Annotated in this window: 14 protein-coding genes and 1 riboswitch; of the genes, 6 read left to right on the top strand and 8 right to left on the bottom strand. The window is 71.2% G+C overall.

Annotation, left to right across the window (positions count from 1 at the left end):
* Positions 1–18: 18 nt before the first annotated feature.
* Positions 19–1290, bottom strand: a complete 1272-nt coding sequence (locus tag ACGF3A_RS04660) for an extracellular solute-binding protein (RefSeq protein WP_393725725.1) — start codon at positions 1288–1290, stop codon at positions 19–21.
* A 233-nt stretch (positions 1291–1523) separates the two neighbouring features.
* On the opposite strand from ACGF3A_RS04660, the gene ACGF3A_RS04655 reads away from it, so the two are divergent.
* From ACGF3A_RS04655 to ACGF3A_RS04630, 6 genes are all read left to right on the top strand, one after another.
* Positions 1524–2348, top strand: a complete 825-nt coding sequence (locus ACGF3A_RS04655; RefSeq protein ID WP_393725723.1) for a GntR family transcriptional regulator — start codon at positions 1524–1526, stop codon at positions 2346–2348.
* Between the two features lie 145 nt (positions 2349–2493).
* Entirely contained in the window at positions 2494–4656 is a 2163-nt protein-coding gene (locus ACGF3A_RS04650) for a carbon starvation CstA family protein (protein ID WP_393725721.1), read from the top strand.
* A complete protein-coding gene (locus tag ACGF3A_RS04645) occupies positions 4653–4853 on the top strand; it encodes a YbdD/YjiX family protein (RefSeq protein WP_393725719.1) in 201 nt (66 codons plus the stop codon). The genes ACGF3A_RS04650 and ACGF3A_RS04645 overlap by 4 nt, the downstream gene beginning before the upstream one ends.
* A 663-nt stretch (positions 4854–5516) precedes the next feature.
* Positions 5517–6020, top strand: a complete 504-nt coding sequence (locus tag ACGF3A_RS04640; RefSeq protein ID WP_393725717.1) for a GNAT family N-acetyltransferase — start codon at positions 5517–5519, stop codon at positions 6018–6020.
* A 96-nt stretch (positions 6021–6116) separates the two neighbouring features.
* A riboswitch (cobalamin riboswitch) is annotated at positions 6117–6252 on the top strand.
* A gap of 128 nt (positions 6253–6380) precedes the next feature.
* A complete protein-coding gene (locus ACGF3A_RS04635; RefSeq protein WP_393725715.1) occupies positions 6381–8822 on the top strand; it encodes a ribonucleoside-diphosphate reductase subunit alpha in 2442 nt (813 codons plus the stop codon).
* Entirely contained in the window at positions 8822–9832 is a 1011-nt protein-coding gene (locus ACGF3A_RS04630; RefSeq protein ID WP_393725713.1) for a ribonucleotide-diphosphate reductase subunit beta, read from the top strand. Before ACGF3A_RS04635 ends, ACGF3A_RS04630 begins: the two co-directional genes overlap by 1 nt.
* 24 nt (positions 9833–9856) lie before the next feature.
* Here ACGF3A_RS04630 and def read toward each other — a convergent pair whose 3' ends face one another.
* The 7 genes from def to ACGF3A_RS04595 all read right to left on the bottom strand — a co-directional run bounded on the left by def (position 9857) and on the right by ACGF3A_RS04595 (position 16523).
* On the bottom strand, positions 9857–10498 hold the full coding sequence (gene def, locus ACGF3A_RS04625; RefSeq protein ID WP_393727143.1) for a peptide deformylase: 642 nt from the start codon (positions 10496–10498) through the stop codon (positions 9857–9859).
* Between the two features lie 75 nt (positions 10499–10573).
* Entirely contained in the window at positions 10574–11575 is a 1002-nt protein-coding gene (locus ACGF3A_RS04620) for a tetratricopeptide repeat protein (protein WP_393725711.1), read from the bottom strand.
* 162 nt (positions 11576–11737) lie between these two features.
* On the bottom strand, positions 11738–12991 hold the full coding sequence (locus ACGF3A_RS04615) for an HD-GYP domain-containing protein (protein WP_393725710.1): 1254 nt from the start codon (positions 12989–12991) through the stop codon (positions 11738–11740).
* Entirely contained in the window at positions 12988–14352 is a 1365-nt protein-coding gene (locus tag ACGF3A_RS04610) for an HD-GYP domain-containing protein (protein WP_393725708.1), read from the bottom strand. Before ACGF3A_RS04610 ends, ACGF3A_RS04615 begins: the two co-directional genes overlap by 4 nt.
* A 216-nt stretch (positions 14353–14568) precedes the next feature.
* Positions 14569–14940: a mycothiol system anti-sigma-R factor gene (gene rsrA / locus ACGF3A_RS04605; protein WP_393725706.1), complete on the bottom strand. Its 372-nt coding sequence runs from the start codon at positions 14938–14940 to the stop codon at positions 14569–14571.
* Positions 14937–15626, bottom strand: coding sequence for a sigma-70 family RNA polymerase sigma factor (locus ACGF3A_RS04600; RefSeq protein WP_393727141.1), 690 nt, complete (start codon positions 15624–15626; stop codon positions 14937–14939). Before ACGF3A_RS04600 ends, rsrA begins: the two co-directional genes overlap by 4 nt.
* A gap of 249 nt (positions 15627–15875) precedes the next feature.
* A complete protein-coding gene (locus ACGF3A_RS04595; protein ID WP_393725704.1) occupies positions 15876–16523 on the bottom strand; it encodes an alpha/beta family hydrolase in 648 nt (215 codons plus the stop codon).
* Between the last annotated feature and the right edge of the window lie 16 nt (positions 16524–16539).

The raw sequence follows: 16539 nt of genomic DNA, 5'->3' as shown, positions 1-16539 counted from the left end.
CACGGACTCAGCGCCGTGTCACTGCTTCTGGCTGAGCCTCTTGTTCATCTCGCCCTCGACGCCCTTGGCCGCCTCGGCGTGCGACTTCCCCTTGAGCACGGACGTCATATAGGTCTTGATCGGGTTCGGCGGGTTCTCCACCGCGCCCCACTCGGGGATGAGCGGCGTCAGGCCGCCGTCCTTGACCGCGGGCGCCGCGGCCTCGGCCGCCGGGTTGCCCTTGAGGTTGGACTGGAGCGAGTCCTTGTTCGGGATGACGCCGCCCTCCTTGGCCATGGCGCCCTCGAACTTGTCGGACATCGCGAGCTTCAGGAACTCCTTGGCCAGCTCCTGCTTCTCGCTCCCCGCCGCGACGGCGAGGTTGGAGCCGCCGAGGAAGACGCCCTCGGGCTTGTCGGCCGACTCACCCGGGATGGTGAAGTAGCCGATGTCCTTCTCGATCTTCTTGTTGGCGTCGATGGCCGTCGCCGCCTCCCAGCTCAGACCGATGAACGCGCCGGTCTTGCCCTTGGCGAAGACCTCGGCCTGCTGCGGGGTGGCCTCGTCCTTGTCCTTGGGGGCCTTGGAGTAGGAGGCGTACTTCTCGTACGTCTTCATGGCCTCGCCGACCTTGGGGTCGCCGAGGTTGGAGACCCACTTGCCGCCCTTCTTCTTCACGAGCTGCGCGTCGTTGGCGATGAGCAGGCCGTCGAAGAAGTACCAGTTCTGGCCGGGCATGTAGATCGGCTCGGCGTCGGTCTTCTTCTCGATCTTGTCGAGCGCCTCGAAGAACTCGTCACGGGTCTTGGGCGTGCCCTTGATCCCCGCCTCGGCCCAGATCTTCTTGTTGTAGATGACCGTCCGGTTGACGGCGAACCACGGCGCGGCGTACTGCTTGCCGTCGAAGACCGCGGACTTGTTGATGGAGGGGGTCCAGTCCTTGCCCACGCCCTTCTTCAGGTCGCTCAGGTCGGCGAGTCCGCCGGTCTTGGCGTAGGCGGGGGTCTGGGTGTTGCCGACCTCGATGACGTCCGGCGGGTCGGACTCGGAGAGGGCAGTGGTGATCTTCTGCTGGATGCCGTTCCACTGCTGGACTTCGAGCTTGAGCTTGGCCCCCGTCTTCTTTTCGAAGGCCTTCTTAATGTCCTTCTCCCATTTCTTGGGAGTGGACCCGTCCATCGCCCACAGGGTGAGAGTCTGGCCCTTCCAGTCGTCGGGGCCCGACCCCTTGTCGTCGCCGTCGGACCCACAGGCCGCGACGTTCACCACCAGTACCGCGACACCAGCCGCGGCTATGAGTCCACGTTTCACAGCATCCTCCCCTGCACACTGGAAGTGGTCTTTAATGGTTTAGACCAGTGTGCAGAGCTTGGCCTAGACCTTTAGGGGTGTCAACGGTGTATAAAGCTCGCTGTCGCTTCCGTTATCGGAACGACATCTGAGCTGGGAAGCGCGCCCGGGCCCGGCCCGTGCCACGATGTGAGCCGCTACGTACACGGAGGAAGCCGGTGACGGCAGCACGACACGAGTCGGGAAGGCGTGCCATGAGTTCGGACGGGGGCGCGGTCGCGCCAGCGGCGACGTCAGCCACGGCGGCGGAACCGGACGGGAGCCGCCCCTCGGGGGGCAACGGATCGGGCGCCCGCACCGCACGCGTGCCCAAGTACTACCGGCTGAAGCGGCACTTGCTGGAGATGACGGAGACGCTGCCCCCGGGCACCCCCGTCCCCCCGGAGCGCACCCTCGCCAGCGAGTTCGACACCTCCCGTACGACCGTCCGCCAGGCCCTCCAGGAACTCGTCGTCGAGGGACGGCTGGAGCGGATCCAGGGCAAGGGCACCTTCGTCGCCAAGCCCAAGGTCTCCCAGGCCCTCCAACTCACCTCGTACACCGAGGACATGAGGGCCCAGGGCCTCGAACCCACCTCGCAGCTCCTGGACATCGGCTACGTCACGGCCGACGACCGGCTCGCGGGCCTGCTCGACATCCCCGCGGGCGGACGCGTCCTGCGCATCGAGCGCCTCCGGCTGGCCAGCGGCGAGCCGATGGCCATAGAGACCACCCACCTCTCCCAGAAGCGCTTCCCGGCCCTGCGCCGCAGCCTGGTCAAGTACACCTCGCTCTACACCGCGCTGGCCGAGGTCTACGACGTCCATCTCGCCCAGGCCGAGGAGACCATCGAGACCTCGCTGGCCACCCCGCGCGAGGCCGGGCTGCTCGGCACCGACGTCGGGCTGCCGATGCTGATGCTCTCCCGGCACTCGCGCGACACGCAGGGTGAGCCGGTCGAGTGGGTCCGTTCGGTCTACCGCGGCGACCGCTACAAGTTCGTGGCCAACCTCCAGCGCCCGGCGCCCGACCAGGGCTGACCCCCTCGTCGGGGCGTTATCGCTCCGTGTCCTAACTGCCGTCAGCCACGGTGTGGCGCGGACCAACGCGCTGTTCTACGGTCCTTGCGTCGTGCAATGTTCACTGGGCCCGCAGTGGACGCTGGGGGACGAGGAGGACACTCGCGTGCGTAACGCCAGCCCGAAATCCATCGCCATCTGGTCAGCTGTCGCGCTCGTCGGCGCGGCCGGATGGGCCGTACTCGCCCTGGCGCGCGGCGAGGAGGTGTCGGCCGCCTGGATGGTCGCGGCGGCACTCGGCTCGTACGCCATCGGGTACCGCTTCTACGCGCGCTTCATCGTGACCCGCGTACTGAAGGTCGACAAGACCCGCGCCACCCCGGCCGAACGGCTCGACAACGGGATCGACTTCCACCCCACCGACCGGCGCGTGCTGCTCGGTCACCACTTCGCCGCCATCGCGGGCGCAGGGCCGCTCGTCGGGCCCGTACTGGCCGCCCAGATGGGCTATCTGCCGGGGACCATCTGGATCATCGTCGGCGTGATCTTCGCGGGCGCCGTCCAGGACATGGTCACGCTCTTCTTCTCGATGCGGCGCGACGGCAAGTCGCTGGGCCAGATGGCCCGCGAGGAGATCGGCCCGGTGGGCGGCGCCGCCGCGCTGCTGGCCGTCCTCGCGATCATGATCATCCTGCTGGCGGTGCTGGCGCTGGTCGTCGTCAACGCGCTGGCGGAGTCGCCCTGGGGCACGTTCTCCATCGGGATGACCATCCCGATCGCCCTCTTCATGGGCTTCTACCTGCGCGTCCTGCGCCCCGGCCGGGTCACCGAGGTCTCCGTCATCGGCATCGCGCTGCTGCTGCTCGCGCTGGTCTCCGGGCGCTGGGTGGCCGAGTCCTCCTGGGCCGAGGCCTTCACGCTCGCGCCGAGCACGCTGGTCATCTGGCTGCTGGTCTACAGCTTCGTCGCCTCGATCCTGCCCGTGTGGATGCTGCTGGCCCCGCGCGACTACCTCTCCACCTTCATGAAGATCGGCACCATCGGGCTGCTCGCCCTCGGCGTCATCTTCACGCTGCCGACGATGAAGATGGAGGGCGTCACGGACTTCGCCGGAGGCGGGGACGGCCCCGTCTTCGCCGGCTCGCTCTTCCCGTTCGTCTTCATCACCATCGCCTGCGGCGCGCTCTCCGGCTTCCACGCCCTCATCTCCTCGGGCACCACCCCGAAGATGATGCAGAAGGAGACCCAGGTCCGCATGATCGGCTACGGCTCCATGCTGATGGAGTCCTTCGTGGCGATCATGGCGATGGTCGCGGCCAGCATCATCGACCCCGGCCTCTACTTCGCGATGAACGCCCCGGCGGGCGTGATCGGCGACAACGTGCAGGCCGCGAGCGAGGCCGTGAAGGGCCTCGGATACACCATCACCCCCGACCAGTTGGCCGCCGCCGCCAAGGCCGTCGAGGAACAGTCGCTGCTCTCCCGTACGGGCGGCGCGCCCACGCTCGCGATCGGCGTCTCCGAGATCTTCTCCAAGGTGATCGGCGGCGCCGGGATGAAGGCGTTCTGGTACCACTTCGCGATCATGTTCGAGGCGCTCTTCATCCTGACGGCGCTGGACGCGGGTACGCGCGTGGGCCGGTTCATGCTCCAGGACATGCTGGGCAACGTCTACAAGCCGTTCCGCCGCGTCAGCTGGTGGCCCGGCCTGCTGGCCTCCAGCGCCGTGATCGTCGCCCTCTGGGGCTACTTCCTGTGGGTCGGCGTCCACGAGCCGCTCGGCGGGATCAACCAGCTCTTCCCGCTCTTCGGCATCGCCAACCAGCTCCTCGCCGCCGTAGCGCTGGCCGTCTGCACCACGCTCCTGGTCAAGTCCGGCCGCCTCAAGTGGGCCTGGGTCACGGCCGTTCCGCTCGCCTGGGACGCGGTCGTCACGCTCACCGCCAGCTGGCAGAAGGTCTTCTCCAGCGACCCGAAGGTCGGCTTCTTCGAGCAGCGCTCCGTCTACCAGGAGGCCATCGACGCGGGCAAGGTCCTTCCCCCGGCGAAGAACATGGACGACATGCACACCGTCGTCACCAACTCCACGGTGGACGGCGTCCTCTCCGCGCTCTTCGCGGTCCTCGTCATCGTGGTGCTGCTGGACGCCGGGCGCACCTGCTTCCGGGCGATCCGCAACCCGGGCACCGCGACGCTGACGGAGGTTCCGCACCAGGAATCCAAGATCGTCGCCCCGGCGGGGCTGATCCCCACGAAGGAGGAGAAGGCGGAGCTTGCCGCCGCCGGCACGTCCTCGTCCTCGTCCTCGTCCAGTGAGGAGGTCCGATGAACCCTCTCCTGAGGGCGGGGCGCTGGATCCGCTGGTACGTCCGCGAGTTCACGGACGAGAGCGCGTACGAGCGGTACGTGGCGCACGTCCGCCGGCACTCGGGGCCCTCGGCCCCGGTGCCGACCCGCCGCGACTTCGAGCGCCGCCGCACGGACGCCCGCGAGGCGGACCCCAGAGACGGCTACCGCTGCTGCTAACCCACCCCAGCCAAGCAGAGGGCACCCCCTGCTCCTCCCTCCACTGAGCTTGGGAAGTCCGCGCTTCTCCCTCCACCCCACAGCGCTTGGGAGTCCTGCGCTTCTCCCTCCGCCCCGCTGCGCTTGGCAGGCCTGCGCTTCTCCCTCCACTCCACTGCGCTCGGGAGCTCTGCGCTTCTCCCTCCGCCCCTCTGAGCTTGGGGCTGCGCCCCTGCCGGGGCGAGCCCCGCTTCTCCCTCCGCTGTGCTTGGGAAGTCTGCGCAAGGCGCAGGGTTGGCAAGCGCAGCCCCCCCACGCCGGGTACCCCGCGCACAAGAGCCGCGCCCGGGGTGCCCCGGGCTGTGCTTCGCGGGCCGCGCCCGCGTCGTGGCTTGTCGCGCAGTTCCCCGCGCCCCTTAGGGAGAAGGGGCAAGCCCAAAAGTCTTGGACCGGTCGCGCCCCGCGGCGGAGCCGCAAAACAAACACAGCCCCGCGCCCCTGAGGGAGAAGGGGCAAGCCCCGAGGTGTTGTGACCGGGCGCGCACCCGCGGCGGAGCCGCACATCAAACACAGCCCCGTGCCCCCGAAGGGGCAAGCCCCGAAGTCCTGCACCGGGCACCCCGGCACGCTCGGCCGGGAAAATTGCGGTGCTCTCTGTCAGAGGGGGCGGACATCATGGGCGGTATGGACTTTACGGTGAGGGCCGCGTACGCGGAGGAGTTCGGGGCAGTCGGGGAGCTGACCGGAGAGGTGTATCTCCGGGACGGGCTGCTGGACTTCGGGGAGTCGGACGGGTATCTGCGGACACTCCGGGACGCCGCGACCCGCGCGGCACAGGCAGAGCTCCTGGTAGCCGCCGACCAGAACGGCACACTCCTCGGCACAGTGACATACGTAGGCGACGGCGGCCCGTACGCGGAGCTGGCCGGCGAGAGCGAGGCCGAGTTCCGGATGCTCGCGGTCGACGGCGCCGCCCGCAGCCGAGGGGTCGGGGAGGCGCTCGTGAGAGCGTGCGTGGACCGTACGAGGGAGCGCGGCCGCACGGGCATAGTCATCTGCAGCCAGCCCCACATGCACGCCGCCCACCGCCTCTACACCCGGCTCGGATTCCACCGCGCGCCCGCCCGCGACTGGAACCCGATCGAGGGCGTCGACATCACGCTCCAGGCGTTCACGCTGGCTCTGTAGGGCCTTGTAGGGCCCTGCAAGGCCCTGCGGCGCGCCACCGCACTGTAAACCATCTCTTGACCCTCGACACAACATCTAGGGGCGCCTCCACCACGCACCCCAACATGTATGCTCGACCGAGCCGTTCGCCGCAGGGGAATCCGGTGTGACTCCGGAGCTGTCCCGCAGCGGTGTGCGCCGTGCTGCCTGTACGGCGCGAGCCCGAATGCCTGCCGGGCGGCATCGACGAACGTCCGGGTCTCGTGGAGTGGACCGGGGGCGGCGCCGTGGAATGCCATGCCCGTGAGGGCGCTGTTCGGCATGCCCGCGCGCCGGCGTCCCGTGCCCGCCCTCGGCCCCTGAGCGAGGGAGAGCAGAGCAGTGACCATCGCACCATCAGCTCCGTCAGTGCCGTCGGCGACGGCACCAGGACTCACGGCACCGGGACTCACGGCACCCGGAACGGAACCCGAAGCTCCGGACGACGCGCCCGCCGCCGCGCTCCTGCGCACCCTCACCGACCTCACCGCGGACCTCACCGCCGTCGCCCCCGGCAGGATCGCCGCCGCGGCCCTGCGGGGACGCCGTCGGGACTCGTCCGAGGCCGAGCTGCGGGAGCTCGCCACCGAGGCGGCGGCCGGGCTGATCGGTGAGGAGCCCGAGCACTCCCGGCTCGCGGCGCGCCTGCTCACCCTCGCGATCCGCGAGGAGGCGGCCTCCCAGGGCGCCACCTCGTTCTCCGCCTCCGTCGCCGTCGGCCACGCGCAGGGGCTGATCGCGGACGCCACGGCGGCCTTCGTCCGTACGCACGCCGCGCGGCTCGACGCGCTCGTCGAGGAGGCCCTCGCCGAGGGCGCCGACGACCGCTTCGGCTACTTCGGGCTGCGCACCGTGCACTCCCGCTACCTGCTCCGGCACCCGACGACGCGTCAGGTGATCGAGACGCCGCAGCACTTCCTGCTCCGCGTGGCCTGCGGTCTGGCCGACGGCGACTCCGAGCGCGCCGCGGACGAGATCGTGGACGAGGTCGCGGCGCTCTACGGGCTCACCAGTTCGCTCTCCTACCTGCCCTCCTCCCCCACCCTCTTCAACTCCGGCACCCGCCACCCCCAGATGTCGTCCTGCTATCTGCTCGACTCCCCCCGGGACGAGCTGGACTCGATCTACGAGCGGTACCACCAGGTCGCCCGCCTCTCGAAGCACGCGGGCGGCATCGGCCTCTCGTACGCGCGGATCCGCGCGCGGGGCTCGCTGATCCGGGGGACGAACGGGCACTCGAACGGCATCGTGCCGTTCCTCAAGACCCTGGACGCCTCGGTCGCCGCCGTGAACCAGGGTGGGCGCCGCAAGGGCGCCGCCGCCGTCTATCTGGAGACGTGGCACGCGGACATCGAGGAGTTCCTGGAGCTGCGCGACAACACCGGCGAGGACGCCCGCCGCACCCACAACCTCAATCTGGCGCACTGGATCCCCGACGAGTTCATGCGCCGCGTCGAGACCGACGCCGACTGGTCGCTCTTCTCGCCCGCGGACGCGCCCGAGCTGGTCGACCTGTGGGGCGAGGAGTTCGACGCCGCGTACCGCAGGGCCGAGGCCGAGGGGCGCGCGCTGCGGACCGTGCCCGCGCGGCAGCTCTACGGCGCGATGATGCGCACCCTCGCGCAGACCGGCAACGGCTGGATGACGTTCAAGGACACCTCCAACCGGACCGCCAACCAGACGGCGGAGCCGGGCCGTACCGTCCACTCCTCGAACCTGTGCACGGAGATCCTGGAGGTCACCGACGACGGCGAGACCGCCGTGTGCAACCTCGGGTCCGTCAACCTCGCCGCCCACCTGGGCGAGGGCGGGGACGGCCGCGAGATGGACTGGGAGCGCCTCGACGCGACCGTCCGCACCGCCGTGACGTTCCTCGACCGCGTGGTGGACATCAACTACTACCCGACCCCGCAGGCCGAGGGCTCCAACTCCCGCTGGCGGCCGGTCGGCCTGGGCGTGATGGGCCTCCAGGACGTCTTCTTCCGGCTGGGCCTGCCCTTCGACTCCGCGGAGGCCCGCGCGCTCTCCACCCGTATCGCCGAGCGGATCATGCTCGCGGCGTACGAGGCGTCCGCCGGGCTGGCCGAGCGGAACGGCCCGCTCCCGGCCTGGTCCGCGACCCGTACGGCGCGCGGCGTGCTGCACCCGGACCACTACCCGAACGCCGAGCCGCGCTGGGCGGACCGCTGGGCGGCGCTGCGCGCCCGTGTCGCGCGCACCGGGATGCGCAATTCGCTGCTGCTCGCCATCGCGCCGACCGCGACCATCGCCTCGATCGCGGGTGTCTACGAGTGCATCGAGCCGCAGGTCTCCAACCTGTTCAAGCGCGAGACGCTCAGCGGCGAGTTCCTCCAGGTCAACACCTACCTGGTGGAGGAGCTGAAGCGGCACGGCCTGTGGGACGACCGCGCCCGCGAGGCGCTGCGCGAGTCCAACGGCTCGGTCCAGGACCTGGGCTGGGTGCCCGCCGACGTCCAGGCGCTGTACCGCACGGCGTGGGAGATCCCGCAGCGCGCCCTCATCGACATGGCCGCCGACCGCACCCCGTACCTCGACCAGAGCCAGTCGCTGAACCTGTTCATGGCCTCCCCCACCATCGGGAAGCTCAGCTCGATGTACGCGTACGCCTGGAAGCGCGGCATCAAGACCACGTACTACCTGCGGTCGCGCCCCGCGACCCGCATCGCGCAGGCGGCGAGCTCGCTCCCCGCGCAGCAGGCGACGAGCGAGGAAGCGCTCGCCTGTTCCCTGGAAAACCCCGAGTCCTGCGAGGCCTGCCAGTGATGAGTGACCACAAGAACCTGCTCGACCCGGGCTTCGAGCTGACCCTGCGCCCCATGCGCTACCCGCACTTCTACGACCGCTACCGGGACGCGATCAAGAACACCTGGACCGTCGAGGAGGTCGATCTCCACTCCGACGTCGCGGACCTCGCCAAGCTCACCCCGGGCGAGCAGCACATGATCAGCCGTCTGGTGGCCTTCTTCGCCACGGGTGACTCGATCGTGGCGAACAACCTGGTGCTCACCCTCTACAAGCACATCAACTCCCCCGAGGCGCGGCTGTACCTGTCGCGGCAGCTCTTCGAGGAGGCCGTGCACGTCCAGTTCTATCTGACGCTGCTGGACACGTATCTGCCCGACCACGACGACCGCGTCGAGGCGTTCGCGGCCGTCGAGAACATCCCGTCCATCCGCGAGAAGGCGCAGTTCTGCTTCAAGTGGATGGACTCGGTGGAGAAGCTGGACCAGCTGGAGTCGCAGGCGGACCGCCGCCGCTTCCTCCTCAACCTGATCTGCTTCGCGGCGTGCATCGAGGGGCTGTTCTTCTACGGCGCCTTCGCGTACGTCTACTGGTTCCGCTCGCGCGGCCTGCTGCACGGGCTCGCGACCGGCACCAACTGGGTGTTCCGCGACGAGTCCATGCACATGTCCTTCGCCTTCGACGTGGTGGACACGGTCCGCCAGGAGGAGCCCGAGCTCTTCGACGCGGAGCTGGAGAAGCAGGTCACGGCGATGCTGGAGGAGGCCGTCGAGGCGGAGCTCCAGTTCGCGCGCGACCTGTGCGGGGAGGGGCTGCCGGGCATGAACACGGACTCCATGCGGGAGTACCTGGAGGCCGTCGCCGACCAGCGGCTGGCCCGCCTCGGCTTCCCCGTCCGCTACGGCTCCACGAACCCCTTCTCGTTCATGGAGCTGCAGAACGTCCAGGAGCTGACCAACTTCTTCGAGCGCCGCCCCTCGGCGTACCAGGTGGCGGTCGAGGGCTCGGTCAGCTTCGACGACGACTTCTGAGGCACCCGGGCGCCGGGGACGCCGTCAGTCGTTCGGCACGACCTCGTACCTCGGCTCGTTCTCCTCCATCTGGCGGAGCACGTCCTTTCGCTCGCGCTTGGAGAGCCGGTCGATGTAGAGGTACCCGTACAGGTGGTCGGTCTCGTGCTGGAGGCACCGCGCGAAGTAGCCGGTGCCCCGCACGACGACCGGCTTGCCCTCGGCATCCTGGCCCCGCACGACCGCCTGGTCGGGGCGGGCCAGCGGCGCGTAGGCGCCCGGGACGGAGAGGCAGCCCTCGCTGCCGTCGTCCAGGACCCGGTCCTCGGCGGCCAGTTGGTCGAGCACCGGGTTGCAGACGACGCCGACGTGCCGGACGCCCTCGTCGTCCATGCAGTCGTAGACGAAGACCTTCAGGTCGACGCCGATCTGGTTCGCCGCGAGGCCGACGCCCTCCGCCGCGCGCTGGCTGGCGAACATGTCGTCGACGAGCTTCGCCAGCTCGTCGTCGAAGGCCGTGACGTCCTTGCACTCGCGGTGCAGCACGGGATTGCCGACGACCGTGATGGGGCGGGCCGTGCCCCGCGCGCGGTACGCCTCCTCGCGGGCCTCGGCGTCCGTCACGTCGTCGATGAACTCGCCGTCCACCGGCCCGGTCCCGGAACCGGTTCCCTGCTGCTGCGCCATGCCCTCGTACGCCTTCCCTGCCATACCCACAAGCCGACTCTTCGGCCTACAGGGTACGGGGCGTCGGAAGGGGCCTCAGCAGACCTCCTCCAGATCCCGCCACTCACGGGTGTCAGGGCTGTCCGCGACCCAGCCGTCCAGCAGGCCCCGGACCAGGCCCGCGGGCGCGGCGAGCCCGCACTCCCGCTCGGGCACCCACAGCTCCCCCGGGCCGCCCGGCGTCATATGGCCCAGCGGTCCCGGCTGGCCTGGCGAGCTGTGGTCGTGCGGGTCCAGATGGACGCTGCCGTCGCCCTCGTCGGCGGGCATGGCGCTCTCCGAGCAGGCCCGGCAGAGCAGCCGGACGGAGGACGACCAGTCCTCGGCGGCGAAGCCCGCGTCGGCCGCGAGCCGCTCCAGCGCGTCCCTGTCGCTCTCCGTGGCCGCCTCCAGCAGCACCACCCAGGTGGGGACGGGTGAGGGCGCCCACAGCTCGATCTCGTCGAAGACGGGGTACGAGGGTCCGGCGGCGGTGGTCCGCTCCCCGTGCGGGACGCCGTCGTGCAGCACGACCTCGCCCCAGCGCCGCCCGGAGGACGGCAGCGGGATGCTCTGGACCTCCATCCGTGCCGGATCGATCCTCCGGCCCCAGACGACCTCGGCCTCGCCCTCCGGGGAGAGCCGTACGGCGGCGCTGCCCAGCTGCATCCCGGCGGGCTCCCCCGCGGCGGCGGCCGTCTGGGCCTGTCCGGGCACGCGCAGCCCGTACGCCTGCCAGGCGCGGCGGGCCAGCGGCCAGTCCTGGAGGGCCGTGGCCGCGATGCCCACGTTCCACCAGTCGGGCGCCCCCGTCTCCCGGTCGAGCAGGGCGACGGCGCGCAGACCGGCCGCGCGCGCCTGCTCCCAGTCGTGCCGGAACTTGTGGAGCAGCGCGAGGTTGAACCAGGACTCCGAGAGCCACGGCTCCAGATCGGCGGCACGGGTGAGCAGGGCTCCGGCGTCCTCGTACCGCCCGTCGCCGATAAGCGTGAACGCGCGGTCCGTCGCCTGCCGCCAAGAAGCGGAGGGACGGTGCCGCACCTTGCCGAAGATCCTCACTGATTCCGCCGTTTCCGCCTGACTTCCCGCCTGTCGTCGCGCTCCCGCGCTCTAGGTGCGCCTGCGTAGCCTGCGTGCCTTCGCGCGGTGTTACGCGTTTTCCGCGGTTCCCCTCTTCGCATCCAACCATGCCCGCTCGGGTGCCCGCTCATTACCCGTGCGTCAGGCTTCCCCGCCCCGCGTCACCACGCGCGCCAGCGCCTCCACCACACGCGGTTCGTAGTCACACGCCGTGGCCATGCGCAACCGCTCCAGCGCGTACGGCGCACGGGCCGCCGGGCGTTCGCCCTCGTCATCCCTGCCCGCGCAGAGGTCCTCGTAGGCGTTCACCGCACGGATGACACGCGCGGTGACGGGCTGGTCCCGGTACGGATCCGCCTGCCGTTCGACCACCAGGGCGACCTCGGGGGCCACGCCCGTCTGCCGTACGACCGCGCCGCCCAGCAGCGCGATACGGCGCTGCTCCTCGGGTTCCAGGGGCTCGGTGGCCCCGCCGCGCACGGGGTCGACGAGGGAGAGCTGCCCGATGTCGTGCATGAGGGCCGCGTACTCCAGCACGGTGAGTTCGGGCTCGCGCAGCCCGAGCTCACGGCCGACGGCACGGCTGAGGACGGCCACGCGGCGCGCGTGCCCGTGCCGGGTGTATCCGGCGACCTCCGTCGCCCGTGCGAGGGAGGCGATGGTCTGCCGGTAGGTCGCCCGTACGGACGCGTAGCGGCGGAAGGAGAACTGGGTGAGCAGCAGCGGCACGCAGAAGACCGGCAGCGCCCACAGCCCCGCCACCGCGACGGCGAGCGCGATCACAGCGCCCGTCGCCGCGATGGCCGGAACGATGCCGAGCCGCCCCGCCAACTCGTCGCGCAGCAGCGGCCCGAAGGGCCAGCCGGTACGCCCGGCCGCGAGCAGCGCGGTGAGCACGGCGTCGCAGAGCCCGGTCAGCAGGGTGATGGCGAGCAGGCACAGCGCGTACCCGGGCCCGCGGCCGAGCGCCTCGCCCAGGACGCCGCTGTTGTAGAGGGGTTGGAAGCAGGCGGCGGCGAAGCCGACGCCGAGCACGCCCCGCACGGTGTCGTCGAGCGGGGGCGCCGTGCCGCGCGCGACGTGCGGGACGAGGCCGCACAGCGAGGCGACGGCGGTGACGGCGACGACCTGGAGGACCCCGTGCGTGGTGGGCTCGCCCCCGGCCTCGCCCAGCAGCGCGTAGCCGAGCGCCCCGGCGATGCCGAGCGGGCCGACGGTGCGCGTACCGCCGTCGGTGTCGGGGAAGCGGACGCGCGCGAACTCGCCCACGGCGATGACGAGTCCGAAGGCGAGCGCGTTGCCGGGCTCGGCCGGGCCCCGCCACAGGGTGGAGCAGAGCGCGGCGGCGGTGAGCACGGCGGCGGCCAGGTGCAGCAGCGCGACGAGCCGCGTCACCGCACGGACTCCTGCGCCGCGCCCGCTGCCTCAGCGCCCCGCGCACGCGCGATTCCGCCGCCGTCCCGCCCCGCCGGGAGGTCCGCCGTGACGGCCGCGTGCCAGCCCGTACGGCGCAGCGCGCGGCCGAGGGCGCGGACCATCGCGGGGTCGAACTGGGTTCCGGCGCACCGCTCCAGCTCCTCCAGCGCCACGCGCACCGGGCGGGCCTTGCGGTAGCTGCGGGTGGAGGTCATGGCGTCGAAGGCGTCGGCCACGGCGACCACGCGTGCGAACTCCGGGATCTCGCCGCCGGAGAGCCCGTACGGATAGCCGCTGCCGTCCATCCGTTCGTGGTGGTGGAGGATCGCCGAGCGCGCCTCGCCCAGGAAGCCGATGCCGCGCACCATCTCGTGCCCGTACTCGGGATGCAGCTCGATCACGCGGCGCTCCTCGGGGGTGAGGGGGCCGTCCTTGCGCAACAGCCGGGTGGGGACGCCGAGTTTGCCGACGTCGTGCAGGATGCCCGCGAAGCGGAGCACCTCGGTCCTGGAGTCGTCCATGCCGAGTTCGCGGGCGATGAGGACGGAGGCGCGGCCCACGCGCTCGCTGTGGCCGCGCGTGTAGCGGTCCTTGATGTCGACGGCCTGCACGAGCGCGCGGATGGTGGCCTGGTGTGCGCCGCGCTCGCGGTGGTACTGGGCGAACACCCAGCAGCAGATGTACATCGGCAGCAGCACGAAGAGCGCCGCCACGGGCCCGTACGGGCTGCGCCACAGCACGGCCATCATCAGCCCGGCCAGCCCGTGCGCCAGATGCGGCCCGGCGGCGCGCGTGAACTGGCCCCGCCAGGCGGTGCGCGGCGCGCAGCCCTCGGCGGCGACGAGGATCCAGCCGTCGAGCGCGGTGCGCACGGCGCACAGGGCGAGCGCGGCGGCGAGCGCGGGCACCAGCGCGTACGGGAAGTCGGCCTCGGCGGCGCCCCTGTTGAGCAGCTCGTGCGTCCACCCGGCGGCGTACGCGGCGAGGGCGAGCTGTCCGGCGTGCCAGATCCGCCGGGCAGCCGCGTGGTGCTCCCGCACGCGGCCGACGAGAGCGCCGGGCACGCCGGTGAGCGCGGCGGCCTCGGGCGGCAGCAGCACGACGGCGGTGAGGAGGACGGGGAAGAACGCGCCCACGTTCCCCGGCACGCGGTGGCCGAGGAGCGGGCAGCGCGGAAGATACTCGCAGAAGGCGTAGAGCGCGGCGAGGGGCAGCAGCACGGCCCACTCGGTCTCCCGGAACCGCTCCAGCGCGGGCGCCACGCAGGCCGCGCCCGCCAGTGCCGCGCCCGCGACGGTGGCGCGGGCCGCGCGCGGCAGCCCCGCTCTCCTGGCACGCATGGTGAGCCTCCTCCCCCTGATCCCGCGGATGCGCTGGGATGGGGAGGATAGGGCGGCCAGGGCGCACGGGGGCGCCCGCACGAGGCGTTCCCCCGTACGGGACGCTGTCAGCTCACACGAAGGAGTGACAGCGGCCGGAACCGCTCGCGCGCGAGCGGCCCGGCGTGATCGGTGCCGGGCCCCGGCATGATCGGTGCTGGGCCGGGCCGGGCGGCGTCAGGCCCCGGAGGCCTCGGGCTCGGACGCCTGGGGCGCGCTCTGCGCGTGCCTGGCACTCTTCGCGCCCTTGGTGCCCGCCGGGTCGGACGACTCGGCCGACGGCTCGCCCGCCTGGCCCGCGCGGATCACGTCGATCCGGCTCATCACCTTGGCCCGCAGGTCCGTGGGCACGTCGTCCTGCCCGCAGCACCGCTTGACGAGCTTCTTGACCTCCTGCTCCAGCCCGTACTTCTCGAAGCACGGGGAGCATTCGTCGAAGTGCTCCTGGAACTTCTCGCAGTCGCTGTCGGGCATCTCGCGGTCGAGATACTCATAGAGGTGGTCCAGGACCTCAGAGCAGTCCGTCTCGTGCGGCTCTCCGCAACTCATGAGCCCGAGCCTTTCCGGTCGTGCGACCCGTCCGATACCGCACCTGCCGGGACGAGCCCGCGGTCACGCGCGTAGCCCTCCAGCATGTCGCGCAACTGGCGCCGTCCACGGTGCAGACGGGACATCACTGTGCCGATGGGTGTCCCCATGATGTCCGCGATCTCCTTGTACGCAAAGCCCTCGACATCCGCCAGATAGACGGCGATGCGGAACTCCTCGGGGATCGCCTGGAGCGCTTCCTTGACGTCGGAGTCGGGCAGGTGGTCGAGAGCCTGGGCCTCGGCCGAGCGCAGACCGGTCGACATGTGCGACTCGGCGCGCGCGAGCTGCCAGTCCTCGATCTCCTCGGCGGCGCTGCGCTGGGGCTCGCGCTGCTTCTTGCGGTAGGAGTTGATGAACGTGTTCGTGAGGATGCGGTACAGCCACGCCTTGAGGTTGGTGCCCTCGCGGAACTGGTGGAAGGAGGCATACGCCTTCGCGTAGGTCTCCTGGACCAGGTCCTCGGCGTCTGCCGGATTGCGCGTCATACGCAGCGCGGCCGAGTACATCTGGTCGAGGAAGGTGAGCGCGTCGCGCTCGAAGCGCGCACTGCGCTGCGCCTCGGTCTCCGTCCTCTCCGCAGTCTCAGCCGTCTGGGCGTCGTGCTGGGCACTTCCGCCGCCGTCGGTCCCGGTGACCGGACCCACCTCCTCCAGAGTCGTGGCGAGCCCGTACGAAGACTCGCTCGAATCGGAGAATAGACGACGATCCACCTCGCCCGCCGCTCGAATCTTCGAGCCTCCGGCCAGCGCCAGCGTGGCCCAGTCCAGGTCAACGGCCTGCGGGCGCTCGGGGCAAGCGACAGAACCCATACGGGCGGCTCCCTCTCCTCGTGACGTGAAGTGCTGCTGCACACGCGTGTCCGTACGTCCCGTGCAACCGCACCACCCCGCGGATCATTCCCGGCGGAGCCGAGGGAGTCGCCGGAGCCACTCGTCCACGGATCCGGTGATCACGGCCAGCGCCTCCTCCTGGCCGAGCTCCGCCTTCTTGGGCACCGCGAAGCCGTGGTCCCCGTACGGCACCTCGACGATCTCGGTCCCGGCAGGGAACTCCTCGGGGCGCCCGAACGGGTCCCGTCCGCCCTGCACCACCAGCACCGGCAGCCCCGCCCCCGTCAGCTCGTCGGCGCGGGACTTCTCCGGCTTGCCCGGCGGGTGCAGCGGGAAGGAGAGCGCGAGCACGGCGCGGGCGCCGAGCTCCGCGCCCGTACGGCAGACGACGCGCGCCCCCGCACTGCGCCCGCCCGCGACGACGGGGAGCCCCGGCTTCTCCAGCACGGGCCACAGGCCCCGCCAGCCCACGTCGAGGGTCTTGGGCGCCGGGGCCACCTTCTTGCCCGCGACCCGCCAGGGCTGCTCCACCAGCGCGACGGTCACCCCGCGCGCGGGCAGCGCCTCCGCGAGCGCCCGCAGGTCGCGCGCCTCGATCCCGCCGCCCGCGCCGTGCCCGAGGGCGAGCACGGTGTGCGCGTCCCGGGCGGGGTGCCAGGTGATACGGGCGGTTCCGGCGTCCGTCTCCACGGTCTCCGCAGTCACACTCATGCGCCGCATCCTGCCT

Origin of the sequence: Streptomyces sp. NPDC048172 (genome assembly GCF_043202595.1) — a bacterium.
GTDB lineage: Bacteria > Actinomycetota > Actinomycetes > Streptomycetales > Streptomycetaceae > Streptomyces.
This window is presented reverse-complemented; position numbering and strand designations above follow the sequence as displayed.

What these genes read in the sequence shown, in the direction of transcription:
- ACGF3A_RS04655 (WP_393725723.1), top strand. Translation starts at nt 1,524, where the DNA reads ATGAGTTCGGACGGGGGCGCGGTCGCGCCAGCGGCGACGTCAGCCACG.
- ACGF3A_RS04640 (WP_393725717.1), top strand. Translation starts at nt 5,517, where the DNA reads ATGGACTTTACGGTGAGGGCCGCGTACGCGGAGGAGTTCGGGGCAGTC.
- rsrA (WP_393725706.1), bottom strand. Translation starts at nt 14,940, where the DNA reads ATGAGTTGCGGAGAGCCGCACGAGACGGACTGCTCTGAGGTCCTGGAC.
- ACGF3A_RS04595 (WP_393725704.1), bottom strand. Translation starts at nt 16,523, where the DNA reads ATGAGTGTGACTGCGGAGACCGTGGAGACGGACGCCGGAACCGCCCGT.
- ACGF3A_RS04645 (WP_393725719.1), top strand. Translation starts at nt 4,653, where the DNA reads ATGAACCCTCTCCTGAGGGCGGGGCGCTGGATCCGCTGGTACGTCCGC.
- def (WP_393727143.1), bottom strand. Translation starts at nt 10,498, where the DNA reads ATGGCGCAGCAGCAGGGAACCGGTTCCGGGACCGGGCCGGTGGACGGC.
- ACGF3A_RS04610 (WP_393725708.1), bottom strand. Translation starts at nt 14,352, where the DNA reads ATGCGTGCCAGGAGAGCGGGGCTGCCGCGCGCGGCCCGCGCCACCGTC.
- ACGF3A_RS04630 (WP_393725713.1), top strand. Translation starts at nt 8,822, where the DNA reads ATGAGTGACCACAAGAACCTGCTCGACCCGGGCTTCGAGCTGACCCTG.